Below are 24492 nucleotides of genomic sequence, written 5' to 3'. Positions count from 1 at the left end.
GGTTTGTAAGGTGCACACAAGCTTCGCGGAAAAGCGCTTTACCCGCTGGCGTTCAGGGCCGCCGCCACCGCCGCTACCCGCGCCGCGTGCACGGCGCCCGGAATACCGGCCTTGTTCTCCGCACACCTGCCGGCGATCTCCCCCGCATTCACCCCACGGGCCGCCGCCAGCCCGCGCAGCAGCCAGGCCGCCTGCGGATAGTCCGGCGCGCGCGCCACGCACGCGGCCACCAGCAGCATCTGGGAAAAACGCTCCGGCTTGCGGAAGGCGTCGCTGCGCTCGAACAGGGTAACGATCTCATCCGGGCCAAGCGCCAGCGCGCGCTCGACCGGATCGTGCTCGCGCGCGCTCATGACGGCCAGGTCGCGGCACTCCAGCGGTACGCGTAGGCGTTTGCAAACTTCGGTAATCCGCTGCGGCGCCTGGCGCAGCGCATGCGCCAGGACGGCAAAGCGCACCGGCAGCTCGACCCCGCGTCCGGCCGCCTCATCGATCGTCAGCATCAGGCCCTCGCTGGCATCGAGCTCCGGCAGGATGCGGGCCAGGGCGCCGCAGTCGCGCAACACCGCGAACATGCGCGAGGGCGTCCGCTCCATCAGCCCGCGCGAGAGTTCCTGCCAGACACGTTCCGGCACCAGGGCGTCGACCTCGCCCTGCTCCACCATGCTGCGCATCAGGGCATTCGTGGAATCGGCCACGCGGAAGGCCGGGAAGCGCGCGGCAAAGCGGGCCAGGCGCAGGATCCGCACCGGGTCTTCGACGAAGGCGTCGGACACGTGGCGGAAGATGCGGTTTTCCAGGTCCTGCCGGCCGCCGTAGGGATCGACGATGGTGCCGTCTTCGGCGCGCGCCATCGCATTGATGGTCAGGTCGCGCCGGACCAGGTCGTCTTCGAGCCTGACCTCGGGCGAGGTGTGGAACACGAAGCCGTGGTAGCCCGGCGCGGTCTTGCGCTCGGTACGCGCCAGCGCATATTCTTCGTGCGTCTCGGGATGCAGGAAGACCGGAAAATCCTTGCCGACCGGGCGGAAGCCCTGCGCCACCATCTGTTCCGGGGTGGCGCCGACGACGACCCAGTCGTGGTCCTGCACCGGCAGCCCCAGCAGCTCATCGCGCACGGCGCCGCCGACGACATAGGCCCGCATCGGCATCGGCTCCGTCACTCCGGCAGCTCGTCTTCGTGGGCGGCGGCGATTTCCGTTTCCGCCATCGCTTCCTCGACCCAGCGCGCCACGGCCGGGTGCGCCAGCATGCGGTCGCAATACGCCTGCAGGGCCGGCGCCAGCGCCACGCCATAGGTTTTAAAACGCATTACCACCGGCGCATAGAAGGCGTCGGCGATGGAAAAGTCGCCGAACAGGAAGCGGTGGTGGCCGAAGCGCGACAGGCACTCTTCCCAGATCTCGCAGACGCGGCCGATGTCGGCCTGGGCGCCCGGCGTGCGGCCGCGGCCCGGCAGGCGCGCCTTGATGTTCATCGACATCGCGCTGCGCAGGTCGGGGAAGCCGGAATGCATCTCGGCGACCACCGAACGCGCCATCGCGCGCGCCGCCACATCCTGCGGCCACAGGTGTTTTTCGGGGAACTGCTCGGCCAGGTATTCGCAGATGGCCAGGCTGTCCCAGATCGTCATTTCGCCGGCCAGCAGCACCGGCACCCGGCCGGCGTGCGAAAAGCGCGCGATGTTGGTGGCGGTGTCCGGCTGGTCGAGCAGGACGCGCACTTCGGTGAACGGGATCCCGGCCGCCACCGCTGCCACCCACGGGCGCATCGACCACGACGAATAATTCTTGTTGCCGATGACGAGGGTCAGGCCCGCCTGGCGCGCCTGGTCGAGGGTCTGCGAAAGCGTCGGATCGAGTTCGATTGTCTGCATGGTTTCTTTCTATTTCGGATGGGGGTGTTCCGCATGAGCATGCCGCGCCCGGGAGCGCAGCTCGTCGAGTTGTCCGCTCGGCGCCAGGTACTGGGGCGCGACCGACTCGAGCGCCGTGAGCTTGATATCGAGCGCCTCCGCTGTCAAGGCCTGATCGGACGGCTTGACAACATTATCGACTTTCATGGAGTCCAGGTTGTCGCGCGTGATCAGCGGCGTCGGCAAGAGTTCGAACAGCATCGCCTGCAGCCGCGCCAGCGCGTCGGGCAGCGGCAATATCGGGCGCTGATGGCCGGCATACCGTCCCGCCAGCCGCACCAGTTCGGCCAGCGTATAGATGCCGGGCCCGCCCAGCTCGTAGGTCCGGTTGCGGCTTTCCAGCTTGAACAGGGCGTGCACGAAGGCGTCGGCAACGTCGCCCACGTACACCGGCTGGAAGCGCGCCCCGGCGCCGGCCAGCGGCACCACCGGCAGGCGCCGCTGCAGGCGCGCGAACATGTTCAGGAAATTGTCGCCGGGACCGAACACCACCGAGGGCCGGAAGATCGTCGGCGCGACCGCCGTTTCGCTGGCGGCCGCCAGTTCGCCGTCGGCCTTGGAGCGCTGGTACATCGAAGGCCCGTCGCGCGAGGCGCCCAGCGCGCTCATGTGCAGGTAGCGCGGCACGCCTCCGGCCGCGCAGGCGGCCACGAGGCGGCGCGGCAGCTCGACGTGGACATGGCGGAATTGCGGCCCGTAGGGCATGCCGCGGCGCGAATGCAGGATGCCGACCAGGTTGATGACGGCATCCTTGCCGGCCACCAGGCGGCGCAGGACGGCATCGTCGTTGATGTCGGCCTCGACGATGTCGACGCCCAGCGGCATCAGGTGCATGGCATGCGCTTCGTGCCGGGTCGGCGCCACGATCGTGACGCCGCGCTCGGCCAGCCTGGCGGCCAGGTGGCTGCCGATGAATCCTGTTCCTCCGAACAACACTACCGACAGCTGGCGCATGCTGGACTCCTCAGGGCAGGCCAATTGCGCTGCCGCGCGGCGTGATCGTCCCCAGTCGGGCCTTGAGCGACTGCGGACGCTTCTCGAACAGTGCGGCGTAGTTCGTTGCGTTCGACATCACGTTGCGCACGTAGTTGCGGGTTTCCTCGAATGGAATGGTTTCGACGAACACCGCTCCTTCCATCGGCGCGCTGAGCAGGCCGCGCCAGGTGCGCGCGCGGCCCGGGCCGGCGTTGTAGGAAGCGGTGGCCAGCACCTGCGAGCCGTCGGCATTGTTCAGCACCATGTTCAGGTAATTGGTGCCGAGCAGGATGTTGGTGCGGATATCGCTCAGCATGCCGTGGGCATAGTCGCTCATGCCGATCTTTTCCGCCACCCATTTGCCGGTCGAGGGCATCACCTGCATCAGGCCGGCGGCGCCGACCCCGGACTGGGCGTCGGAAATGAAGCGCGATTCCTGGCGGATCAGGCCGTAGACCCAGGCCTGGTCCAGGCCCAGCCCTTGCGCGGTCGGGTGCAGGATGTCGTTGTGCGGGGCCGGGAAGCGCTGGGTGTAGTCGAATTCGGTGCGGGTGCGCTCCGAGGTGTTCACCATGCGGTCCAGGATCTCGTTCTGGCGCGCGTACTCGGCCGCGACCAGCAGCTGGCGGTCGGAAAAGTCGCGCAGCGCCCAGTTCCACTCGCGCGTGCCCTCGAAGCGCAAGCGCAGGGAAAAGAACTTCAGGGCGCGCCGGAAGCCGGGATTGGCGGCCATCTGCGCCAGCTCGGGCGCGGTCGGCGCGATCGGTCCCGATGCGCTGGGCGGGATCGTGATCTGCTGGCCCAGCTCTTCGAGCGCCAGCTGGCCATAGAAATTGTTCTGGTCGGCGATGCGGCGGAACAGCGCCTGCGCGGCTTCGCGCCGGCCTTGCGCCAGATCGGCACGGCCCAGCCAGTAGGTCCAGGCCGGCAGCGCGCGCTGGTCCGCCGGCATGGCCTCGATGGTGGCGCGCACCGTCTTCCAGTCGCCGCGGCGCAGCGCGATCCGGGTCTTCCACTCGAACTGGGTTTCGGACAGGGGCGCGCCGGCGCTGCGCTGCCAGTCGTCGTAGGCGTCCGGCGCCAGTACCAGCGAGGCCGCCAGGGCGATGTTCGACCAGCCGATCGCCCGTTCCTCGGCGGACAGCCGGGACGCATTCTTGTTCAGGGCCACGGTGGCCAGTTTCAGGCTGGTGCGCGCCATGCGGCCGATGGCGACCAGGTAGATCTCGTGCTCGGCGCGCGTGCTGCCGATGCCGCGCGCCATCGCCAGCGCCGGGAAGTCGACCGCCTGGGCGGCGCGGGTGTCGGAAGCGCCCAGCAGGAGCGCGGTGCGGCGCGACGGGCCGGTGGCGTGCATCTCGCCCGCCAGGCGCAGCTGGGCCAGCAGGTCTTCCTTGCTGAACTGGCCGGACTGGGCCAGCTGGGCCACCAGGGCGGCGCAGGCTTCGCCATACATTGGCGGATTGTCCAGCAGGGCGCGCGCGTCCCGGGCCACGTTCTGCCCTTTCACGGCGCGCGACAGCAGGGCGTAGCACTTGACCTGGTAATCGTCGTCCTTCACGAACAGCGGCAGTTCGCGGTCGAAATTCACCCAGTCGCGCTTGCGGCCCAGCTCGAGCAGCCAGTCGTTGCGCAGGCGGTCGGCGATGGCGCTGCCCTCGTAGCGCTTCAGGAAATCCAGGACCTCCTCGTTCGGCGCGTCCTTCAGGCGCGGTTTGAGACGATAATAGTCGACATACGAGGGAATTGCGTAGTTGGGCAGGCGCGCCGCCAGCTCGGCCGCCTTGCCGGCATCGTTCGCACGCGCGGCCTCGCGCAACTGCAGAAAGAGCGCATCCTGCTCGCGCGCAGCATCGGCAACGGCAACGGCCTGCAGCAGCATGCCGGAAGGCGCGGCAGACGCGGCGGGTGCAGCAGGAGCGGCAGACGCGGCAGATGCGGCGGCGGCGGGCGGCGCCGTCTGGGCGGATGCGGGCGAAAACGCCAGCAATGTAGACGCAGCAATACTTGCGCCGGCTAACAATTTCAACAGAAACATCAAACCAACCTTCAATGTACGCTTCATTTCATCCATGACCGGCGAATCAAGAATACCACGGCCCCTCCCGGGACTGCCATCCGATGCCTCAAGCGTGACGGGCGACAGCCAGGCGGCCAAGGCCGCGCTGCGCAAGGCGCTCAGGACGGCGCGCGGAACGCTCGACCCCGCCATCAAGGTCCAGTGGGACGCGCACATCGGCGCCCAGGTCGTCGCCTGGTGGCGCCTGCGCCAGATGCCTGTGCTGGGCGTCTACTGGCCGCTGGCCGGCGAACCCGACCTGCGCGCGGCCTATGCGGAACTGGCGCTGGCCGGGGTGCGCCTGGCGCTGCCCGTGGTGATGGAGCGCAACGCCCCGCTCGCCTTCACGGAATGGAAGCTGGACGAGCCGATGCTGGCCGACGAGATGGGGGTGGCGGTGCCGGCCACGCTGCGCTTCATCGAGCGTCCCCCGGCCCTCCTGATTCCCTGCCTGGGCTTCAATGCCGAGGCTTACCGGCTGGGCTATGGCGGCGGCTACTACGACCGCACCCTGGCGCTGACGCCACGTCCGTTGACGCTGGGGATTGCCTACAGTAACCAGGAAGCCCGCTTCGGGCATGGGCCGCACGATGTGCCGCTGGATGTGATCGTTACCGAGCGCAGCCAGGTGACCTGAAAAAAAAGCCCACGGCCAGCAGCGCGTGGGCTTGTCGGTGCGGCGATCGGTGCGCCTCAGGCCGCTGGCGTCCCGTGCAGGCGCTGCCAGATGGCGGTGGTGGCCGCCGCCTGGTTCATGCTGTAGAAGTGCAGGCCGGGTGCGCCGCCGGCGATCAGGCGTTCGCACAGCTGGCTGACCACGTCCAGGCCGAAAGCCTTGATCGAGGCGCTGTCGTCGCCGAAGCTGGCCAGCTTCAGGCGGATCCAGCGCGGGATCTCGGCGCCGCACATGTCCGAGAAGCGCATCAGTTGCGTGTAGTTCGTGATCGGCATGATGCCGGCCACGATGGGCACGTCCACGCCCAGCTTGCGCGCGTTGTCGACGAACTGGAAATACGCGTCCGGGTTATAGAAATACTGGGTGATGGCGGCGTTCGCGCCGGCCTGCACCTTGCGTACGAAATTCTGCAGGTCGTCCTGCGGCGACTTCGCCTGCGGGTGCATTTCCGGGTAGGCGGCGACTTCGATGTGGAACCAGTCGCCGGTTTCAAGACGGATGAACTCGACCAGGTCGCTGGCATAGCGCAGTTCGCCGGCGCCGCCGTAGCCGCTCGGCAGATCGCCGCGCAGGGCCACCAGGCGATGGATGTTCTTCGCCTGGAATTCGCGCAGGATCGTGCGGATCGACTCGCGCGTGCCGCCGACGCAGGACAGGTGCGGCGCGGCCGCGTGCCCTTCGGACTGGATCTCGAGCACGGTGTCGAGCGTGCCCTGCTGGGTGCTGCCGCCGGCGCCGAAGGTCACCGAAAAGTATTTCGGCTGCAGTTGCGCCAGCTTCTGGCGCGCGACGCGCAGTTTTTCCGCACCCTCGGGGGTCTTGGGCGGGAAAAACTCGATGCTGATATTAGGGGTTTCCATCTTTATTCAGGAGTAAGGTAGAAAGCGCCCACGAAATCACGCTGTACAGGATGGCTGCCAGGAAGGCCGACCAGAACCCGGCAACATGGAATCCTTCGACCAGGTGCGCCACCAGCCAGAACAGCAGCGCATTGATCACCAGAATGAACAGTCCGAGCGACACCACGGTCACCGGCAGGGTCAACACGACCAGCACGGGACGGATGATGGTATTGACCAGCCCCAGCACCAGCGCGGCCACGAGGGCGGCGCCGAGGTTGGTGACGGTCACGGAATGCATCAGGTAAGGCAGCGCCATCAGGGCGGCGGCATTGATCAACCAGGTCAGGAGCAAGCGCATATCGGTGTCTTTCGTGAGGGCGTAAGAAGTCCGGCGCCACCCAGCTGGATGGCGCCATGTCACGGAAAGCTTACCAGACTACAAATTAGTAGCGGTAATGATCCGGCTTGTAAGGACCTTCCTTGGATACCGAAATGTAAGCCGCCTGCTCTTCGGTCAGCGTGGTCAGCTGTGCGTTCAGCTTCTTGAGCTGCAGGCGCGCGACCTTCTCGTCCAGGTGCTTCGGCAGGGTGTACACGCCGACCGGATACTTGTCGGTGTTGGCGAACAGCTCGATCTGGGCGATGGTCTGGTTTGCGAACGAGGAGCTCATCACGTAGGACGGGTGACCGGTGCCGCAGCCCAGGTTCACCAGGCGGCCTTCGGCCAGCAGGATGATGCGCTTGCCGTCCGGGAAGATCACGTGATCGACCTGCGGCTTGATGTTTTCCCACTGATATTTCTTCAGTGCCGCGACTTCGATTTCGTTGTCGAAGTGGCCGATGTTGCAGACGATCGCCTGGTCCTTCATCTTCTGCATGTGGGCTTCGGTGATGACGTGGTAGTTGCCGGTGCAGGTGACGAAGATGTCGCCGTGTTCGGCAGCGTAGTCCATGGTCACGACGCGGTAGCCTTCCATCGCAGCCTGCAGGGCGCAGATCGGGTCGATCTCGGTGACCCAGACCTGGGCCGACAGCGCGCGCATGGCCTGGGCCGAGCCCTTGCCCACGTCGCCATAGCCGGCGATCACGGCGATTTTGCCGGCGATCATGACGTCGGTGGCGCGCTTGATGCCGTCCACCAGCGATTCACGGCAGCCGTACAGGTTGTCGAACTTCGACTTGGTGACGGAATCGTTGACGTTGATGGCCGGGAAGGCCAGCTTGCCTTCCTGGTGCATCTGGTACAGGCGGTGCACGCCGGTGGTGGTCTCTTCGGTCACGCCCTTGATTTCCGGCAGACGCTTCGAGTACCACTGCGGATCGACAGCCAGGCGGCCCTTGATCGCGTTGAACAGGCAGATCTCTTCTTCCGAACCCGGCTTGTCCAGCACCGAGATGTCCTTCTCCGCGCGCACGCCCAGGTGCAGCAGCAGGGTGGCGTCGCCGCCATCGTCCAGGATCATGTTGGCGTGCTGGTCGCCCGGCCATTCGAAGATGCGGTGGGTGTATTCCCAGTACTCGTCCAGGGTTTCGCCCTTGATGGCGAACACCGGGGTGCCGACCGACGCGATGGCGGCGGCGGCGTGGTCCTGGGTCGAGTAGATGTTGCACGAGGCCCAGCGCACCTGCGCGCCGAGGGCTTCCAGGGTGCGGATCAGCACGGCGGTCTGGATGGTCATGTGCAGCGAACCGGCAATGCGCGCGCCCTTCAGCGGCTGGGCGGCGGCGTATTCCTCGCGGATGGCCATCAGGCCCGGCATTTCGGTTTCGGCGATGCGGATTTCCTTCTCGCCCCATGCGGCGAGGCCGATGTCGGCAACGAGGTAATCCTGGGAAGTGTTTTTGAGTACGGCGCTCATCACGCCCTCCTTTCAAGTTAAGAAAAAAGTAACGTGAGCGCGGTGTTGATGATCCGAGCCTGGCGAAAGAGGAATCTTTCGTCGCAACGCTCCTCGGAATTCATAAGTTTAACACGGGCGGCTTGCTGGTGTGCCGCTGTGTTGTATTGCCTGCGATCGTAGGGTGGGCACCCCGTGCCCACCCTACGCCATCAGGCCAGACCGGCTTCGGCGCGCAGCAGCGCGGCCTTGTCGGTGCGCTCCCAGCTGAACTCCGGCTCTTCGCGGCCGAAGTGGCCGTAGGCGGCGGTCTTCTGGTAGATCGGGCGCAGCAGGTCCAGCATCTGCACGATGCCTTTCGGGCGCAGGTCGAAGTGCTCCATCACCAGTTCGGCGATCTTCTCGTCGGAGATCACGCCGGTGCCTTCGGTGTAGACGGTGATGTTGATCGGCTTGGCCACGCCGATCGCGTAGCTGACCTGCACCTGGCACTGGCGCGCCAGGCCGGCGGCGACCACGTTCTTGGCCACATAGCGGGCGGCATAGGCTGCCGAACGGTCGACCTTGGTCGGATCCTTGCCCGAGAAGGCGCCGCCGCCGTGCGGGGCTGCGCCGCCGTAGGTGTCGACGATGATCTTGCGGCCGGTCAGGCCGCAGTCGCCCTGCGGCCCGCCGATGACGAAGCGGCCGGTCGGGTTGACCAGGTAGCGGGTGTCCTGCAGCCATTCCTTCGGCAGCACCGGCTTGATGATTTCTTCGATGACGGCTTCTTCGATCTGGCTGTGGCTGATTTCAGGTGCGTGCTGGGTCGACAGCACCACGGTATTGACCGACACCGGACGGCCGTTCACGTAGCGCAGCGTGACCTGGGACTTGGCGTCCGGGCGCAGCCAGGGCAGGCGGCCGTCCTTGCGTAGCTGCGACTGGCGCTCGACCAGGCGATGCGCGTAGTAGATCGCGGCCGGCATCAGTTCCGGGGTCTCGTCGCAGGCGTAGCCGAACATCAGGCCCTGGTCGCCGGCGCCCTGGTCCAGATCCAGGCCGGCGCCTTCGTCGACGCCCTGGGCGATGTCGGGCGACTGCTTGTCGTAGGCGACCAGCACCGCGCAGCCCTTGTAATCGATGCCGAAATCGGTGTTGTCGTAACCGATGCGCTTGATGGTGTTGCGCGCAACTTGAATATAATCGACGTTTGCGTGCGTCGTGATCTCGCCGGCCAGCACCACCAGACCGGTGTTGCAAAGGGTTTCGGCGGCCACGCGCGCGCGCGGATCCTGTTCGAGGATGGCGTCGAGGATGGCGTCGGAAATCTGGTCGGCGACTTTGTCCGGATGGCCTTCCGAGACAGACTCGGAAGTAAAGAGGTAGTCATTGGAAGACATTAAGGCTCCTGATACTGTTGAGATAAATGCCGCAGTACCATTGCCTGCGACGCTTTAGCGATATTTATATTCCGCTTCGCAAGTTGTCATTAACTCCGCGGATCCTGCTCAAAGTGGTATTTTACGCTCCTTAAAAAATTTTGGTGAAGCAAGCCGCATCACCTCTACCCTGAATCAATAATGCTCGTCCTTTTGTTCCGTTTCCTGTCGGTGTTTCCGCTCCCTGTGCTACATGCGCTGGGCGCCGGGCTCGGCTGGCTGGTCTACCTGGCTTCTCCCTCCTATCGCCGCCGCCTACGCAGCAATCTCGAGCTGGCGGGCTACGGCGCCCACCTGCGCACTGCCATCGCCGAGTCCGGCAAGGCGATCGTCGAGCTGCCTTTTGTTTGGTGCGCGCAACAACAACGCGTGACCAGCCATGTCACGATGGAAAACTGGGAACTGGTCCAGCGCCAGCTCGACGCTGGTCGTGGCATCGTATTCCTGACGCCACACCTGGGCTGTTTCGAACTGACCGCCCAGCAGGTCTCGCTGCGCCAGGAATTGACGGTCATGTACCGTCCGCCGCGCAAGAGCGCGCTGAAACCCCTGGTCGAAGGCGCCCGCGCGCGCCAGAACATGCACCTGGCCCCGGCCAACCTGTCGGGCGTGCGCATGCTGGTCAAGGCGCTGCGCGGCGGCCAGCCCGTCGGCGTGCTGCCCGACCAGGTGCCGCAGGAAGGAGAAGGCGTGTGGGCGCCCTTCTTCGGCCGTCCGGCCTACACCATGACCTTGCCGGCCAAGCTGGCCCAGCTGGGCAAGGCCGACATCCTGCTGACCTACGCCGAGCGCCTGCCGCACGGACGCGGCTACGTGATCCGCTTCGTTCCCTTCGAGGGCGAGCTGTCCGGCACTGCGGCCGAGCAGGCCGCCGCCATCAACCGCGCGATGGAGCAACTGATCGCGCGTTGCCCATCCCAGTATTTCTGGAGTTATAACCGCTACAAGCGTCCGCAAGGCGTGGCAGCCCCGGAAACCGAGGCGGTCGCATGAGGTTCCTGATTGCCTTGCTGTGGCTGCTGCACTGGTTGCCGCTGCCGATCCTGGGCCGTATCGGCAATGCCATCGGCTGGCTGATGTATTACGCGATCCCGAAACGCCGCAAGATCGCCCTGACCAACCTGCGCCTGTGCATGCCCGAGCTGAGCGAAGCGGAACGGGTCGCCATCGCCAAGCGCCATTTCATGGGCTACTCGCGCAGCATCCTGGAGCGCTCGCTGATCTGGTGGGCGCCATTCGAGCGCATCCACGGCCTGATCGAAGTCGTGCCGGCGGTGCCGAAGGCGGAAATGGAAAGCGGCCCGACCATCCTGTTGTGCCCGCACTTCGTCTGCCTCGACGTGGCCGGCGTGGCGGCGCGCGTCATTCCACTGTCGACGATTTATTCGCCGCAGAAGAACCAGGCCTTCGACCGCCTGCTGCGCCACGGCCGCGAACGCTACGGCCCGGTGCGCCTGTTCACGCGCGAAGACGGCATCAAGCCGATCCTGCGCGCGCTGCGTGACGGCCTGCCCTACTTCATGCTGCCGGACATGGACTTCGGCGAGAAGGACGCCAGCTTCGTGCCTTTCTTCGGGATCCCGGCCGCCACCCTCACCGCCCTGCCCCGCCTGGCTTCCGCCACCAAGGCCAAGGTGATCCCGGTGGTCGCGACCTTCCTGCCCAACTACAAGGGCTACCGGGTGGTGTTCTATCCGGCCTGGGACGACTATCCGGGCGACGACATGGTCGCCGCCACGCGCCGCATGAACGAATTCATCGAAGAGCGGGTGCGCGAGAACCCGGCCGAGTACTTCTGGACCCATAAACGTTTCAAAACCCGGCCCAACGGCGAACCCTCGCTTTACCAGTAAGGATCCAGCAATGAAACTGAAATTCACTAAGATGCACGGCGCCGGCAACGACTTCATCGTGATCGACGCCATCAACCAGCAGATCGACCTCGGTCCCGAGCAGTGGCGCCGCCTGGCGGACCGCCGCTTCGGCATCGGCGCCGACCAGATCCTGGTCGTCGAGCCGCCCAGCGAGGCAGGCTGCGACTTCCGCTACCGCATCTTCAACAACGACGGCGGCGAGGTCGAACAGTGCGGCAACGGCTCGCGCGCCTTCGTGCGCTTCGTCAGCGACAAGGGCTTGACGGACAAACGCAGCATCCGCGTGCAGACCATGGCCGGCATCATCACGCCGCGTCTCGAGACGGATGGCAGCGTGACCGTCGACATGGGCGCGCCTGTGCTGGAGCCGGCCCTGGTGCCGTTCGACAGCCAGGGCCTGGAAAGCGTAACGCAAGGCCGCGATGCCCTGTGGCCGATCACGGTCCGCGCGCGCGGCGCCGAGCAGACCGTGCTGGTCTCGACCGTCTCGATGGGCAATCCGCACGCGGTGCAGGTCGTGGACGACGTGGACACCGCCCCGGTCGCGGAGACCGGCCCGCAGATCGAACATCATCCGCGCTTCCCGAAACGGGTCAATGCCGGCTACCTGCAAGTGCTGGACCGCGGCCACGTGAAGCTGCGCGTGTTCGAGCGCGGCGCCGGCGAAACCCTGGCCTGCGGCACCGGCGCCTGCGCGGCGGTGGTGGCCGGCATCCGGCGCGGCCTGCTGGATTCGCCGGTGCAGGTCGAAGCGCGCGGCGGCCGCCTGAGCATCGCCTGGGCCGGCGAAGGCCAGCCGGTCTACCTGAGCGGGCCGGCCGAGACGGTGTTCGAAGGCGAGATCACGCTCTGAATAATCGCGTCTGACAACGCCCTGAGGGCAAGGCCCATCCTCGAAGACAGTATGCGTGTACGGCGAGACGATGCAACGCTGCCATCAGGGTGCTGTCAGGCGCGATTAGGCGGCCAGGTCGAGGTCGAGCGAAGAATCCGCCCCGCCCGCCTCGGGCAGCAGGGTCCGCAGCCGGTACAGGCGCTGGCGGTAATTTCCTTCCGGACCGCCCGGACCGCAGTCGACGCTCTCGAACAGACGCACGATGCGGTCGAGCAGCTGGCGCTCCTGCGCCGTTTCCACCGGCACCAGACGTCTCCGGCTGCGCCCGTAGCTGGCGCGGATGTCGACCACCAGGCAGTGCCCGCGGTCGGCATTGCCGATGTCCAGCAGCAGCGCCTCCGCACGACTCAGGCCGAAGGCCAGGGCCAGCTCGAGGCGCGCCGCCAGCAAGGGGTATTCCGCCAGATCCCGCCCGGACAACAGCGCCCGCAGATCCGGCCAGGCGCCGGGAACGCGCGGCGCGATCTTGCGCAGCATTGCCGCCGCCTTCGCGCAGCCCTGCGCGACCGCCTTCTGCAGCCAGAACACGGCGCGCACATCATTGTTCTCGTTCTCGCGGCGCGCGCGCCAGGCGGCATTCCCGCATTCCAGCTGGGCGTCGCGGTAACCCATCTCGGCGGCGCGCTCGAGATATTTCTGGGCCTCGTTCACATTACGCTGGGAAAATTCAGGCTTCACATAAATGCGTGACAGCGCGTACCAGGCTTCGGCCAGGCCCTGCTCGCCGGCCTGCTGCAGCCAGCGCACCGCCTTCTTGAAGTTGGCCGCGCCGCTGCTGCCGGGAATGCGGCGGCCATCGATGCGCATGCGCGCGCACCACAGGCCCAGGGCAAACTGGGCGTAGCAGTCCTGCTCGGCGGCGGCCATTTCCCAGAACGCGTGCAATTCGTCGGGCGCGACGTCGTGGGTGACAGCGCCCTCTTCCACCAGCCGGGCGCAGCGCGACAGCAGGGTGACCTCGTCCGGCGACAGGCGCGCGCAAGCCCTGTCCTGCGCCACTTCGGAATGGGCCAGGGAGCGCGCCAGCGGCAGCGCGCGCACCAGATAGCCCTGCTGGTTTCCGGATTCCCATTCCTGCGCCAGCAGCGCGAACTGGGCCGGGGTGACGCCATTGTCGGCGGCGCGGCGCAGCCAGCGCTGGCCGGCATGCTCCGGCGCGCCGGCGCGCGGTGCCGAAGAATCGCGGCCCAGGGCGCCGGCAGTCGGCAGGCCGGCGCCCTGCTCCGCCGGCATCGCCGCCGTGGCGCCCGGGCGCGGCGGCGCGGCCCCGTGTTCGCGCGCCAGCAGCCACTGCGCTTCCGGAAAACCACCGCGGCCCGCGTCCTCGAGCGCGCGCAGGGCCTTGGCGCGCTGCCCCGGCGCTACCCGCTCGCCGCCCAGCACCAGCTGCGCATAGACCAGGCCGGCCCGCGCCAGTCCGCCGTCGTAGGCCCGCTCGTACCAGCAGGTCACGGGCTGGGGGCTCTGCCGGGCCAGGTCGAGCGGGATGTGATTGCCGATCAATTGCCAGGCCTCGGCACAGCCCTGGCGCGCGGCGCGGTCCAGCCAGTGCAGCGCGGTAGGCAGGCTCTTCGGCAGGCCGGTGCTCCCAAAAAGATACAGTCGGCCCAGCGCCAGCTGGGAGTCGGCCCGGCCGGCGCGTGCGCCACGGATGATTGCTAGCTCTTCACGGTTTGCCATCGCTCATTTATCGGTAGTAAGACACCGCCGCAGATGCATGCAGATGCACGCAAATCCTGGTAAGTACATGATGGATGAGGTCGCCAGACCTGGACATCCGGTTGCGGTTGTCGGATGGGGCAGAGTCTAAAGCCGGCTCAGGGGCGATTCGCCTGCGATTCCATGTGCATTTGAGGCCGCACAAATGTTAAATGTCGTGCCCGGCTGGCATGATGACGCCCAGAAACTTAAACAATGCTTAAGATTTCCTACGTGAATCAGCTCTGCCGTTTCGAAAATACAACAGCACAATTGGATTTATTGGCTTTCCACCAAGTGGACCCGTCATAATTGACTAATCAGACAACCTTGATGCTTCCAGCATTTAAGGTTCACACATCCGAGTGTTCAGCAAAAAGAAAAAGCCTCAATGCTCACTGGATTCCTGCGTTTCACTTTATAAGGACATAAATAGATGAAAAAATCCCTCGTGGCAGTCGCTCTGCTGGGTGCATTCGCTGGTGTCGCGCAAGCGCAGACCGCAGTGCAAATCTACGGCAACATCGACGCCGGCCTGGTCAAGCGTACCGACCAGACCCTGGCCATCGGCAAGCGTGCTTCCAACACCCTGGGCTTCAAGGGCACCGAAGATCTGGGCAACGGCCTGAAAGCGCTGTTCCAGATTGAAATGCGCTACGAGCCGGACACCGGCACCGTCGAGAACAACACCCGTCCGCTGTTCCAGGGCCAGACCCGCGTCGGCCTGCAGGGTGATTTCGGTATGATCCGCCTGGGCCGTGGCCTGACCCCGTTCCAGGAAGTGGTCGGTTCGTTCGAACCGTGGCACGGCCTGCCGACCCCGGCCGGTTTCTATACCGACATCAGCATCGCCGGTTACAACTCGACTCCGCTGGACCAGGGCAGCAACACCAGCGGCGCTGGCGCAAGCAACAACCGCTTCTCGAACGCGATCTTCTACAACTCGCCGGTCGCTAACGGCTTCCAGGTGAACGCTGCCTGGGCAAGCAAGGAAGGCATCGCAGGCGGCGCAGCCGTCGCCGGCGTCGGCGCTGGCGCAACCTCGTACACTTCGGGCCAGGAAGCTTCGGCCAACCCGTTCTCGGTCGCTGCCACCTACAACAACGGTCCGGCCGCTGCAATGCTGGCTTACGAGCGTAACGCCATCGAAACCAAGATCTGGTCGATCGCCGGTTCGTTCGCCGTGACCCCGGAACTGAAACTGATGGCCACCTACAGCCGTCAGGACAAGGAACACACCAACACCCTGCGTCCGAAGGTCAAGGGCACGGTGCTGGGTCTGACCTACGCGGTCGGCCCGGGCAAGGTGCTGGCCGGCGTCGGTGTCAAGAAGCAGGACGAGAACTTCCTGCAGCACGACCTGCTGACCCGCCAGTACTCGCTGGGCTACGAGTACAGCCTGTCGAAGCGTACCTACGTGTACATCGATGCGTCGCGCAAGAAGAACGCCAGCTTCAACCAGACCACCGGCGCTCTGGCTGGCACCCCGACCATCAACACCTACGACGTGGGCGTGAACCACTCGTTCTAAGCTTTACGCTGTAAGTCTTAAGCAGTAACTCCGCAAGGGCGGGCCTGGGAAACCAGGTCCGCCCTTGCTGCATCTGGGCCCTGTGCGATTCGCGCAACGCTCACGCGGCTGAGCCGTATCGGCCAGCGCGAATTGACAGGCATCCGATTGTGTCGCGATGTGATTCGATTTGCCATGGGAGATACGATGAAAAAGATTGTGCTGGGCGCGCTCGCCGGCGCCTGCGTTCCGACCCTCGTGCTGGCCCAGTCCAGCGTCCAGCTCTACGGTATCGCCGACGCCGGCCTCATGTGGCAGCACGGCTCTTCGCCCAAGCTCATCAGCGGGGGCGCCGACGGCTCCCGTCTCGGCGTCAAGGGCAGCGAAGACCTCGGACGGGGCTTGAAGGCCGTGTTCAACCTGGAGGCGCGGATCGAGCTCGACACCGGCAAGCAGCAGCCGACCCTGATCAACGAGAACCAGGGCTTTTACCTGACGCGCGGCATGCAAGCCCTGCCGCCCAACCTGCTGGCCATCGTGCGCAGCGCCCTGCAGCCGCGCGGCGGCCCGGCCGTCAATCCCGAGAACGCGCTGTTCGACCGCACCGCGATGGTCGGCCTGGTCACGCCGCTGGGCGCAGTCCTGGTCGGACGCATGTACACACCGGGCTACGAAGTGTTCGCGGCGGCCGATACCTTCGAGGTCGGCACCGGCGGCACCTGGGGCAGCGTGACCGGCGGCACCGCCGGCTTCCAGGCGCTGGGCGCCGACATCCGTTCCCAGCGCGCCCTGCAGTACCGGATCGCCCTGCCTTCCGGCCTCGGCGGTTCGGTCATGATCGCCGGCAAGGGCTCCGGCTATCTCGGCCTGTACAACAAATTCTGGGGCGCGGCCATCACCTACAAGGCGCGCGGCTGGGATGTCGGCATCGGCCACAACCACGCCTACGATCCGTCCGGCGCGCCGAGCCTGCGCACCACCACCGTCGGCGGCTCGTACACCTGGGAAGACTGGAAGTTCTTCGCCGGCTGGCACGACCAGCGCAACAAGCATTCGGCGCTGCTGCCCACCTATATCGCCGGCTGGGATGCCCAGATCGCGCCCCAGCTCGCACCGCTGGGCCCGGCCACTGCCGCCGCCCTGCGCGCGATATTCGTCAACAACATTTCCTTCAACAGCCAGCAGGACGCCGCCAGCTACCAGGCCGGGTTGCAGTACCGCATCGGCCCCAACCGCATCCTGGCCTCGGTCGCGCGCCAGAACGACCGCACGGTCTCGGACAGCGATGCGACCCTGTATGCGCTGGGCTACAACTACTACCTGTCGAAGCGCACCGACATCTACGCCGTCGTCTCCTACATCAAGAACGACAACGAGGCCCAGTACAGCCCGGCGACGGCGGGTGCGCCCGGCGGTTTCACCCCTGCGCCCGGCGACAACGGCCGCGCCTTCCAGCTCGGCATGCGCTACCGCTTTTGATGCATGTTTATCTGCTGATGGCGCTTACAGTCGGGTAAAATTGGCGGTCTACCTCTTTTGCAAGACCATGCAATGACCGCAACACTGGATTCCGCTGCCATCGCCCAATACCTGGTCGATCATCCGCAGTTTTTTGAAGAACACGCCGGCCTGCTGGGCGAGGTAAAGCTGTCGAGCCCACTGACCGGCCGTGCCGTCTCGCTGCAGGAACGGCAGATGGAAGTGATGCGCGACAAGTACAAGGCACTCGAGCTGCGCATGGCCGAGCTGGTCCGCCATGCCGAGGAAAACGCGGCGATCGCCAACCGTTTCCACGGCTGGACCCGCCAGCTGCTGGAAGCCGGCGCGCCCGACGAGGCGCCGGCCGCAATGCCGCGCGCCGTGGTCGACGGCCTGATCAAGCACTTCGTGGTCCCGCAGGCAACCCTTCGCCTGTGGAGCCTGGCGCCGGAGCACGCGTCCGAGTGGTATGCCAGCGGCGTCTCCGACGACGTCCGCCTGTTCGCCAACGGCCTGCGCGCGCCCTACTGCGGCCCGAACCGCGATTTCGACGCCGTCCGCTGGCTCGAGGACAGCGCCTCGGTACGCTCGACCGTGCTGGTGCCGCTGCGCGCCGCCGGCTCGGCCTTCGGCCTGCTGGTGCTCGGCTCGCCCGATGCGGAGCGCTTCAGCGCCAGCATGGGGACCGATTTCCTGGTCCACATCGGCGAGACGGCCAGCGCCGCGCTCAGCCCGCTGCGCGCCTGAGGCAGCGACGCCAGCCATGGACACCCCGGCCGCGGACGACTGGACCGGCCGCTACCTGGCCGAGCTGCGCACCCAGCGCAAGCTGTCCGGCCATACCGTCGCCGCCTATGCGCGCGACCTGGGCGAACTTTCCCGCCTGGCCGGCCATACGGACTGGGCCAGGCTGACCCACTTCGACATCCGCCGCTTCGCCGCCAAGCTGCACGCCGACGGCCAGAGCCCGACCTCGATCGCGCGCAAGCTGTCCGGCTGGCGCGGCTTCTTCAACTGGCTGGCGCGCCAGACGCCGCTTCCCGCGAATCCGGCCGATGGGGTGCGGGCGCCGCGCCGCGCCCGGCGCCTGCCGAAGGCATTACCGGTCGACGACGCCGTGCGCCTGATGGAAGCGAACCGGCACGGCCATCCCGAACCGGCCGAACTGTGCGACCGCGCGATGTTCGAGCTGCTGTATTCGAGCGGCCTGCGGGTGTCCGAGCTGGCGGGGCTGGACGTCGGTTTCGTGGCGGCCGGGGATGGCGCGCCGGCATCGATGGGCTGGCTGGAGCTGGAAGCCCAGGAAGTCGTGGTCACCGGCAAGGGAAATAAAATGCGCCGGGTGCCGGTCGGCGCCCCGGCGGTTGAGGCGATCGCGGCCTGGCTGGCGGTGCGCCCGCCGAGCAGCGACGGCAGCAACGCCCTGTTCCTGTCGGCGCGCGGCGCCCGCGTCAGCCCGCGCGTGGTCCAGCACCGCCTGAAGAACCACGCCCTGAAGGCCGGCCTGCCGGTCCACGTGCACCCGCACGTGCTGCGCCACTCCTTCGCCTCGCACCTGCTGCAGTCCTCGGGCGACCTGCGCGCGGTGCAGGAACTGCTGGGCCACGCCAGCATCACCTCGACCCAGATCTACACGTCGCTCGACTTCCAGCACCTGGCCGCCGTCTACGACAAGGCGCATCCGCGCGCCAAGGCCAAGTAAGAGATCAAACCAGGTAAAAGATCAAACGAAGGCCAGCGCACGCGACTTCGGTTGGTGGTGACATTTCGTAAATTCCGGCATAATCCCCCGATTCTCTGCGGCCGTAGGGCCCACTTTGATCGGATAGCGAAATATGGAATTGATCCCCAGCACCATCCTGACCGGCTTCCTCGGCGCCGGCAAAACCACGCTGCTCAACCGCATCCTGCAGGAAAACCACGGCATGCGCATCGCCGTGATCGAAAACGAATTTGGCCAGGAAAACATCGACAACGAAATCCTGGTGCAGGATTCCAGCGAGCAAATCGTCGAGATGAACAACGGCTGCATCTGCTGCACCGTACGTGGGGACCTGATCGTTGCCCTCGGCAACCTGGCGCGCAAGCGCGACGCCGGCGAACTGCAGTTCGACCGCGTCGTCATCGAAACCACCGGCCTGGCGAATCCCGGGCCGGTGGCACAGACCTTCTTCGTCGACGAGGAAGTTGGTGCTCACTACCTGCTCGACGCCGTGGTGACCGTGGTCGACGCCCGTCACGCCATGGACCAGCTGGACCGCCAGGAAGAAGCGCAGCGCCAGGTCGGCTTCGCAGACAAGATCCTGCTGTCCAAGACCGACCTGGTCGACGCCGCCGCGCTCGAGGAGCTCAAGGCGCGCATCCGCCGCATCAACCCGCGTGCGCCGATCGCGGTCTCCGACTTCGGTCGCGCGCCGATCCAGGAGGTGCTCGACCTGCGCGGCTTCAACCTGAACGACAAGCTGGAGCTGGACCCGGCCTTCCTGACCGCCGACGAGGCGCATGATCACGAGCACGATCACGAGCACGTGCACACCGAAGCCTGCAATCACAGCGAAGATCACAGCCACGACCACCATCATGGCCACCACAGCGACGATATTGCCGCCTTCGTGTTCAAGAGCGAGCGCGCTTTCGATCCGGAACGCCTCGACCAGTTCCTCGGCAGCATGGTGCAAGTCTTTGGCCCGAATATGCTGCGCTACAAAGGCGTGCTGTCGATGGCGGGGGCGGATCGCAAGGTGGTATTCCAAGGCGTGCATCAAATCATGGGCAGCGACCTGGGTGCAAAGTGGGGCGATCAAGAACCACGCGGCAGCAAGATGGTGTTTATTGGTAAAAATTTACCGAAAGATGTCTTTATCCGGGGATTGGAACAATGTTTGGTATAAACTACTCCGGTTCTGTATTGCAGGTCAGGCAGCTTGACCGTGCAAGCCGGTAGTTGAACGACTGAACAGTCCCGCAATACAGCGGGACAGGCAGGGCGCCAACCCTGCCGTCACGGCAGCGAACCAGCGCACACCGCAACAAGAGTAACCGCTGAGTAAGCTGATAAAATGGAAACTCTGTCGTATCAAAGGTAAGTGAAGTCATGACTAAAACAACGAAACCGAATACCGTGGCGCAGCCCGAAGACCGCCTCCTGACGGAAGAAGAAATTCGGGCGATGAGCGACGACGACTACATGAACCCGGCTCAGCTCGCGTTCTTCAAGAACCGGCTGCAGGAGCTCGAGAAGGAGCTGCTCAAGAATGCCGGCGAGACTACAGAACACCTGCGCGAGACGGTCCTGGTACCGGACCCGGCCGACCGTGCCACGATCGAGGAAGAACACGCGCTCGAACTACGCACCCGCGACCGCGAACGCAAGCTGCTCAAGAAAGTGCAGCAGTCGCTGGCCGCCATCGAAGCCGGCGAATACGGCTGGTGCGAAGAAACCGGCGAGCCGATCGGCATTCCGCGCCTGATCGCCCGTCCGACGGCAACGCTGTCGCTGGAAGCCCAGCAGCGTCGCGAACTGAAGCAGAAGCTGTACGGCGACTGACCGTGACAGGCTCCGCTAAAAAAAGCATGCGTCACTCGCATGCTTTTTTTATTTGAGCTACATAGTTATTTCCCTTGGGATACACTAGCGTCGGCTTGCCTGTCGATTGACGCAGCTCAGGCGTGCGCGCCATGCGCGGCGGGCCGCCGTGCTACTGTCTCGACCGGTGAAAACGGTAGACAAGGACCGACGTGGGACTCTTTTCCTTCCTGAAGAAAAAGACCGAGGCGCCCGACGCGCGGGCCGGCGCACGCCCGCGCGCGCCCACTGCGCCCGATCCCGCCAGCATGTTCGCGCCGACAACCCGCATGCCGCTCGACACCGAAGCCGAACGCGAGCGCCAGCGCGAGATCGCGCGCGCAACCGCGGCCAAGATCGACGAGATCGAGCTGCAGATGGCCGCCGACATCTTCGACGACCAGGCCTGGGCCGGCAACCGGCGCGCGCCGGCGGTCGCCTCGGGCGCGCCCAGCGCTCCCCTGCTCGACCTGGACACGGCCGACCTGCTGGTGGAAGAAAACATGCCGGACGCGGCGGTAGCGCCGTCGAGCGCGCCGGCGGTCGAGGAAGCGGCGATCCTGTATGCCAACAACCAGGTCGAGGCGGCGGAACAGGCGCTGCGGGCCTGCCTGGACAGCGCCTGCCGCGGCGAGCGCCAGCCCTGGTGGATGCTGTTCGACCTGTACCAGGCAACGGGGCGCGAGCCGGCCTTCGAGAGCATCGCGATCGACTATGCCAGCCATTTCGAGACCTCGCCGCCGGCGTATTCGCCCCTCCTGGCGCCGCTGGGGGCGCAATCGTCCGCCCAGGCCTTCGCCGGTGCGACCCCGACCGCAAGCCTGTCGGGCCGCCTCGACGGCGCCGCCGGCGCCCAGCTGGCGCGCGTGCTGGACTCGACGCTGCCGCTGGTGCGCCTGGAATTCAGCACGGTCGCCTCGGCCACGCCGGAAGGCTGCGCAGTCCTGCTCGCGGCCCTGCAAACCCTGCGCCAGGGCGGCCGCGAGCTGGTCGTGGCCGGCGCCGACCATTTGATCGCCGTGCTGCGCCCGATGCTGGCGATCGGCGAGCGCGGGGCCGGCGAAGCACCCTGGCTGCTGCTGCTCGAGCTGCTGCTCCTGATGAACCGCGAAAAGGATTTCGAAGAGACCGCGATGGATTATTGCGTCACCTTCGAAGTCTCGCCGCCCTCCTTCGAAGCGCCGGCGCGCGCCGCGGTCAGCGTCGGCGCCACGGCGGACAGTCCTGCAAGCAGCGGCGACCGCTTCCTGCTCCCGGGCCTCATCGAAGGCAACAGCGTGGCGCTGCTGGACGCGATCGACGCCCATGCCGGCCCGCACGCCTCCCTGGTGCTGGACTGCTCGCGCCTGGCGCGCATCGATTACGCGGCGGCCACCGCCCTCGTCGCCCGCCTGCGCCAGCTGGCCGGCGCCGGCAGTGCCGATGCAAAGCGCAGCATCGAACTACGCGACCTGAACCATCTCGTCGCCGCCCTGCTGCGCCTGCTGGGCGCGGGCGAGTACGCGCGTCTGTACGCGCACAAGTATTGAATCTCGGTCCGGCCAGCGAACGCGACAGTTTCGTCTTGTAATTAAGTGAAATAGCCCCACGTTTGGTGAGCAATCAACCACGAGGCAACTATGGAACAATTTCACGGCACGACCATTGTGAGCGTGCGACGCGGCGAACAGGTCGCACTCGGCGGCGATGGCCAGGTCACCCTCGGCAATGTCGTCATGAAGGGCTCGGCGCGCAAGGTGCGCAAGCTGTACCAGGGCAAGGTCCTGTGCGGTTTCGCCGGCGGCACCGCCGACGCCTTCACCCTGCTCGATCGCTTCGAAGCCAAACTGGAAAAGCACCAGGGCAACCTGCTGCGCGCCTCGGTCGAACTGGCCAAGGACTGGCGCACCGACCGCATCCTGCGCCGCCTGGAAGCGATGCTGCTGGTCGCCGACCGCGAGAAGACCCTGATCATCACCGGCAACGGCGACGTGCTCGAACCCGAGGATGGCATCGGCGCGATCGGCTCGGGCGGCGTGTACGCGCAGTCGGCCGCCAAGGCGCTGCAGGAAAACACCGATATGGCCCCCGCCGAGGTGGTCAAGAAGGCGCTCACCATCGCGGGCGAGCTGTGCATCTATACGAATATGTCCCACATCGTCGAGACGCTGGACTGAGCAATGAACAATCAAATGAATATGACCCCCTCCGAAATCGTTTCGGAACTCGACAAGCACGTGGTCGGCCAGAGCAGGGCCAAGCGTGCGGTGGCGATCGCCCTGCGCAACCGCTGGCGCCGCCAGCAGGTGGTTGAACCCCTGCGCCATGAGATCACGCCGAAGAACATCCTCATGATCGGCCCGACCGGCGTCGGCAAGACCGAGATCGCGCGCCGCCTGGCGAAGCTGGCGGATGCGCCCTTCATCAAGATCGAGGCGACCAAGTTCACCGAGGTCGGCTATGTCGGCCGCGACGTCGACACCATCATCCGCGACCTGATCGACATCGGCGTCAAGCAGACCCGCGCCAGCGAGATGCAGAAGAACCGCCAGCGCGCCGAAGACGCCGCCGAAGACCGCGTCATCGACATCCTGGTGCCGCCGGCGCGCGACTTCGGCTTCAACGTCAGCAGCACCGAAGCCAAGGACGGCGACACCACCCGCCAGACCTTCCGCAAGCGCCTGCGCGAAGGCGCCCTCGACGACAAGGAAGTCGAGATCGAAGTGGCCGACGCCGCGCCCCAGGTCGACATCATGGCGCCGCCGGGCATGGAAGAGATGACGGAACAGATCAAGTCGATGTTCGCCGGCGTCGGCGCAGCCCGCAAGAAGCCGCGCAAGATGAAGGTCAAGGATGCGATGAAGATCCTGATCGACGAGGAAGCCGCCAAGCTCGTCAACGAAGACGAGATGAAGCAGAAGGCAATCCAGAACGTCGAGCAGAACGGCATCGTGTTCCTGGACGAGGTCGACAAGATCGCCTCACGTTCGGAACACGGCGGGGCCGAGGTCTCGCGCGCCGGCGTGCAGCGCGACCTGCTGCCGCTGGTCGAGGGCACCACCGTGAACACGAAATACGGCATGATCAAGACCGACCACATCCTGTTCATCGCCTCGGGCGCGTTCCACCTGTCGAAGCCTTCGGACCTGATTCCGGAGCTGCAGGGCCGCTTCCCGATCCGCGTCGAGCTGGAAGCGCTGTCGGTCGAGGATTTCAAGAGCATCCTGACCTCGACCGACGCCAGCCTGACCAAGCAGTACGAGGCCCTGCTGGCGACCGAGGGCGTGACCTTGGAGTTCGCGCCGGACGGCATCCACCGCCTGGCCGAGATTGCCTATTCCGTCAACGAACGCACCGAGAACATCGGCGCGCGCCGCCTGTACACGGTGATGGAAAAGCTGCTCGAGGAGATCTCGTACTCGGCCACCGACAAGTCGGGCGAGAAGCTGGTCATCGACACCGCCTACGTCAACGAGCGGCTCGACAAACTGGCGATTAACGAAGACCTGTCGCGTTATGTGCTTTAACTGAGGTACTGTAATCAGAAAGGAGGCAAAGATGGCAAACAAGGCCCTTGCAACCCGGCAGAAGATGATGCTGCGCGTCGAACCGATGCCGCCGCTCAAGCCGCGCAATCCCTTTGCCGGCTTCGCCAAGCAGCGCGCAGCGGGTCCACATGCGAAACCGGTGGCCAGCGAACGGCAAGCCGCCAAGCGTGCCCTCAAGAAGGTCAAGCTGGAAGCGGACGACGAATGAAACAACGCCG

Annotated in this window: 22 protein-coding genes, 1 pseudogene and 1 riboswitch; of the genes and pseudogenes, 14 read left to right on the top strand and 9 right to left on the bottom strand. The window is 65.8% G+C overall.

What is annotated here, in order from left to right:
• Positions 1–38: 38 nt before the first annotated feature.
• From AM586_RS16375 to AM586_RS16360, 4 genes are read right to left on the bottom strand one after another with little or no spacing between them, the layout of a single operon-like run.
• Complete coding sequence (locus AM586_RS16375; RefSeq protein ID WP_052234380.1) at positions 39–1145, bottom strand: multifunctional CCA addition/repair protein; 1107 nt, start codon at positions 1143–1145, stop codon at positions 39–41.
• Between the two features lie 14 nt (positions 1146–1159).
• Positions 1160–1876: a glutathione S-transferase family protein gene (locus AM586_RS16370; protein ID WP_052234178.1), complete on the bottom strand. Its 717-nt coding sequence runs from the start codon at positions 1874–1876 to the stop codon at positions 1160–1162.
• A 9-nt stretch (positions 1877–1885) separates the two neighbouring features.
• Positions 1886–2869, bottom strand: a complete 984-nt coding sequence (locus AM586_RS16365; RefSeq protein ID WP_052234179.1) for a complex I NDUFA9 subunit family protein — start codon at positions 2867–2869, stop codon at positions 1886–1888.
• A 10-nt stretch (positions 2870–2879) separates the two neighbouring features.
• Positions 2880–4928, bottom strand: coding sequence for a lytic transglycosylase domain-containing protein (locus AM586_RS16360; protein ID WP_082439371.1), 2049 nt, complete (start codon positions 4926–4928; stop codon positions 2880–2882).
• A gap of 94 nt (positions 4929–5022) precedes the next feature.
• On the opposite strand from AM586_RS16360, the gene AM586_RS16355 reads away from it, so the two are divergent.
• On the top strand, positions 5023–5586 hold the full coding sequence (locus AM586_RS16355) for a 5-formyltetrahydrofolate cyclo-ligase (RefSeq protein WP_229411243.1): 564 nt from the start codon (positions 5023–5025) through the stop codon (positions 5584–5586).
• 56 nt (positions 5587–5642) lie between these two features.
• On the opposite strand, the gene metF is transcribed toward AM586_RS16355, so the two are convergent.
• The 4 genes from metF to metK all read right to left on the bottom strand — a co-directional run bounded on the left by metF (position 5643) and on the right by metK (position 9687).
• The gene (metF, locus tag AM586_RS16350; RefSeq protein WP_052234180.1) at positions 5643–6485 is read right to left on the bottom strand and encodes a methylenetetrahydrofolate reductase [NAD(P)H]; all 843 of its coding nucleotides are present in this window, start codon (positions 6483–6485) and stop codon (positions 5643–5645) included.
• Positions 6472–6825: a phage holin family protein gene (locus tag AM586_RS16345; protein WP_052234181.1), complete on the bottom strand. Its 354-nt coding sequence runs from the start codon at positions 6823–6825 to the stop codon at positions 6472–6474. The genes metF and AM586_RS16345 overlap by 14 nt, the downstream gene beginning before the upstream one ends.
• A gap of 85 nt (positions 6826–6910) precedes the next feature.
• Positions 6911–8326, bottom strand: a complete 1416-nt coding sequence (gene ahcY, locus AM586_RS16340; RefSeq protein ID WP_052234182.1) for an adenosylhomocysteinase — start codon at positions 8324–8326, stop codon at positions 6911–6913.
• Positions 8327–8354: 28 nt separating this feature from the next.
• A riboswitch (S-adenosyl-L-homocysteine riboswitch) is annotated at positions 8355–8427 on the bottom strand.
• A gap of 90 nt (positions 8428–8517) precedes the next feature.
• A complete protein-coding gene (metK, locus tag AM586_RS16335; RefSeq protein ID WP_052234183.1) occupies positions 8518–9687 on the bottom strand; it encodes a methionine adenosyltransferase in 1170 nt (389 codons plus the stop codon).
• Between the two features lie 165 nt (positions 9688–9852).
• Between metK and AM586_RS16330 the strand changes: the two are divergent.
• The 3 genes and pseudogenes from AM586_RS16330 to dapF all read left to right on the top strand — a co-directional run.
• A pseudogene (locus AM586_RS16330) lies at positions 9853–10719 on the top strand (lysophospholipid acyltransferase family protein); the annotation flags it as partial.
• The gene (locus AM586_RS16325) at positions 10716–11579 is read left to right on the top strand and encodes a lysophospholipid acyltransferase family protein (protein ID WP_052234185.1); all 864 of its coding nucleotides are present in this window, start codon (positions 10716–10718) and stop codon (positions 11577–11579) included. The pseudogene AM586_RS16330 and the gene AM586_RS16325, both read left to right, overlap by 4 nt.
• 10 nt (positions 11580–11589) lie before the next feature.
• Positions 11590–12453: a diaminopimelate epimerase gene (dapF, locus tag AM586_RS16320; RefSeq protein ID WP_052234186.1), complete on the top strand. Its 864-nt coding sequence runs from the start codon at positions 11590–11592 to the stop codon at positions 12451–12453.
• 105 nt (positions 12454–12558) lie between these two features.
• Here the strand turns inward: dapF and AM586_RS16315 are convergent, their stop codons facing one another.
• Positions 12559–14175 (bottom strand): SEL1-like repeat protein, encoded by a 1617-nt coding sequence (locus AM586_RS16315; RefSeq protein WP_052234187.1) that lies wholly within the window; start codon positions 14173–14175, stop codon positions 12559–12561.
• 454 nt (positions 14176–14629) lie between these two features.
• Between AM586_RS16315 and AM586_RS16310 the strand changes: the two genes are divergently transcribed.
• The 10 genes from AM586_RS16310 to AM586_RS16265 all read left to right on the top strand — a co-directional run bounded on the left by AM586_RS16310 (position 14630) and on the right by AM586_RS16265 (position 24482).
• Entirely contained in the window at positions 14630–15724 is a 1095-nt protein-coding gene (locus AM586_RS16310; protein ID WP_052234188.1) for a porin, read from the top strand.
• Positions 15725–15910: 186 nt separating this feature from the next.
• Complete coding sequence (locus AM586_RS16305; protein ID WP_052234383.1) at positions 15911–17182, top strand: porin; 1272 nt, start codon at positions 15911–15913, stop codon at positions 17180–17182.
• Between the two features lie 72 nt (positions 17183–17254).
• Positions 17255–17929: a DUF484 family protein gene (locus tag AM586_RS16300; protein WP_052234189.1), complete on the top strand. Its 675-nt coding sequence runs from the start codon at positions 17255–17257 to the stop codon at positions 17927–17929.
• 16 nt (positions 17930–17945) lie between these two features.
• Positions 17946–18884 (top strand): tyrosine recombinase XerC, encoded by a 939-nt coding sequence (gene xerC / locus AM586_RS16295; RefSeq protein ID WP_052234190.1) that lies wholly within the window; start codon positions 17946–17948, stop codon positions 18882–18884.
• Between the two features lie 133 nt (positions 18885–19017).
• Entirely contained in the window at positions 19018–20073 is a 1056-nt protein-coding gene (locus AM586_RS16290) for a GTP-binding protein (protein ID WP_052234191.1), read from the top strand.
• 203 nt (positions 20074–20276) lie between these two features.
• Positions 20277–20729 (top strand): RNA polymerase-binding protein DksA, encoded by a 453-nt coding sequence (gene dksA / locus AM586_RS16285; RefSeq protein ID WP_052234192.1) that lies wholly within the window; start codon positions 20277–20279, stop codon positions 20727–20729.
• Between the two features lie 191 nt (positions 20730–20920).
• Positions 20921–22276: an STAS domain-containing protein gene (locus AM586_RS16280; RefSeq protein ID WP_052234193.1), complete on the top strand. Its 1356-nt coding sequence runs from the start codon at positions 20921–20923 to the stop codon at positions 22274–22276.
• A gap of 90 nt (positions 22277–22366) precedes the next feature.
• Positions 22367–22903, top strand: a complete 537-nt coding sequence (hslV, locus tag AM586_RS16275; protein WP_052234194.1) for an ATP-dependent protease subunit HslV — start codon at positions 22367–22369, stop codon at positions 22901–22903.
• A 15-nt stretch (positions 22904–22918) separates the two neighbouring features.
• Positions 22919–24253, top strand: a complete 1335-nt coding sequence (gene hslU, locus AM586_RS16270; protein WP_197416493.1) for an ATP-dependent protease ATPase subunit HslU — start codon at positions 22919–22921, stop codon at positions 24251–24253.
• A gap of 31 nt (positions 24254–24284) precedes the next feature.
• Complete coding sequence (locus tag AM586_RS16265) at positions 24285–24482, top strand: hypothetical protein (RefSeq protein WP_052234195.1); 198 nt, start codon at positions 24285–24287, stop codon at positions 24480–24482.
• Positions 24483–24492: the final 10 nt, after the last annotated feature.

Origin of the sequence: Massilia sp. WG5 (assembly GCF_001412595.2) — a bacterium.
Lineage (GTDB): Bacteria > Pseudomonadota > Gammaproteobacteria > Burkholderiales > Burkholderiaceae_D > Telluria.
Note: the sequence above shows the minus strand (reverse complement) of the source record. Positions and strands in the feature narration are given on the sequence as shown.

Excerpts from the sequence above, each read along its gene's own strand:
- xerC (WP_052234190.1), top strand. The coding sequence starts at position 17,946 with ATGGACACCCCGGCCGCGGACGACTGGACCGGCCGCTACCTGGCCGAG.
- AM586_RS16370 (WP_052234178.1), bottom strand. The coding sequence starts at position 1,876 with ATGCAGACAATCGAACTCGATCCGACGCTTTCGCAGACCCTCGACCAG.
- AM586_RS16305 (WP_052234383.1), top strand. The coding sequence starts at position 15,911 with ATGAAAAAGATTGTGCTGGGCGCGCTCGCCGGCGCCTGCGTTCCGACC.
- hslV (WP_052234194.1), top strand. The coding sequence starts at position 22,367 with ATGGAACAATTTCACGGCACGACCATTGTGAGCGTGCGACGCGGCGAA.
- dksA (WP_052234192.1), top strand. The coding sequence starts at position 20,277 with ATGACTAAAACAACGAAACCGAATACCGTGGCGCAGCCCGAAGACCGC.
- AM586_RS16365 (WP_052234179.1), bottom strand. The coding sequence starts at position 2,869 with ATGCGCCAGCTGTCGGTAGTGTTGTTCGGAGGAACAGGATTCATCGGC.
- metF (WP_052234180.1), bottom strand. The coding sequence starts at position 6,485 with ATGGAAACCCCTAATATCAGCATCGAGTTTTTCCCGCCCAAGACCCCC.
- AM586_RS16300 (WP_052234189.1), top strand. The coding sequence starts at position 17,255 with ATGACCGCAACACTGGATTCCGCTGCCATCGCCCAATACCTGGTCGAT.
- ahcY (WP_052234182.1), bottom strand. The coding sequence starts at position 8,326 with ATGAGCGCCGTACTCAAAAACACTTCCCAGGATTACCTCGTTGCCGAC.
- AM586_RS16265 (WP_052234195.1), top strand. The coding sequence starts at position 24,285 with ATGGCAAACAAGGCCCTTGCAACCCGGCAGAAGATGATGCTGCGCGTC.
- AM586_RS16345 (WP_052234181.1), bottom strand. The coding sequence starts at position 6,825 with ATGCGCTTGCTCCTGACCTGGTTGATCAATGCCGCCGCCCTGATGGCG.
- AM586_RS16325 (WP_052234185.1), top strand. The coding sequence starts at position 10,716 with ATGAGGTTCCTGATTGCCTTGCTGTGGCTGCTGCACTGGTTGCCGCTG.
- AM586_RS16310 (WP_052234188.1), top strand. The coding sequence starts at position 14,630 with ATGAAAAAATCCCTCGTGGCAGTCGCTCTGCTGGGTGCATTCGCTGGT.
- AM586_RS16315 (WP_052234187.1), bottom strand. The coding sequence starts at position 14,175 with ATGGCAAACCGTGAAGAGCTAGCAATCATCCGTGGCGCACGCGCCGGC.
- AM586_RS16290 (WP_052234191.1), top strand. The coding sequence starts at position 19,018 with ATGGAATTGATCCCCAGCACCATCCTGACCGGCTTCCTCGGCGCCGGC.
- AM586_RS16360 (WP_082439371.1), bottom strand. The coding sequence starts at position 4,928 with ATGTTTCTGTTGAAATTGTTAGCCGGCGCAAGTATTGCTGCGTCTACA.
- hslU (WP_197416493.1), top strand. The coding sequence starts at position 22,919 with ATGAATATGACCCCCTCCGAAATCGTTTCGGAACTCGACAAGCACGTG.
- AM586_RS16375 (WP_052234380.1), bottom strand. The coding sequence starts at position 1,145 with ATGCGGGCCTATGTCGTCGGCGGCGCCGTGCGCGATGAGCTGCTGGGG.
- metK (WP_052234183.1), bottom strand. The coding sequence starts at position 9,687 with ATGTCTTCCAATGACTACCTCTTTACTTCCGAGTCTGTCTCGGAAGGC.
- dapF (WP_052234186.1), top strand. The coding sequence starts at position 11,590 with ATGAAACTGAAATTCACTAAGATGCACGGCGCCGGCAACGACTTCATC.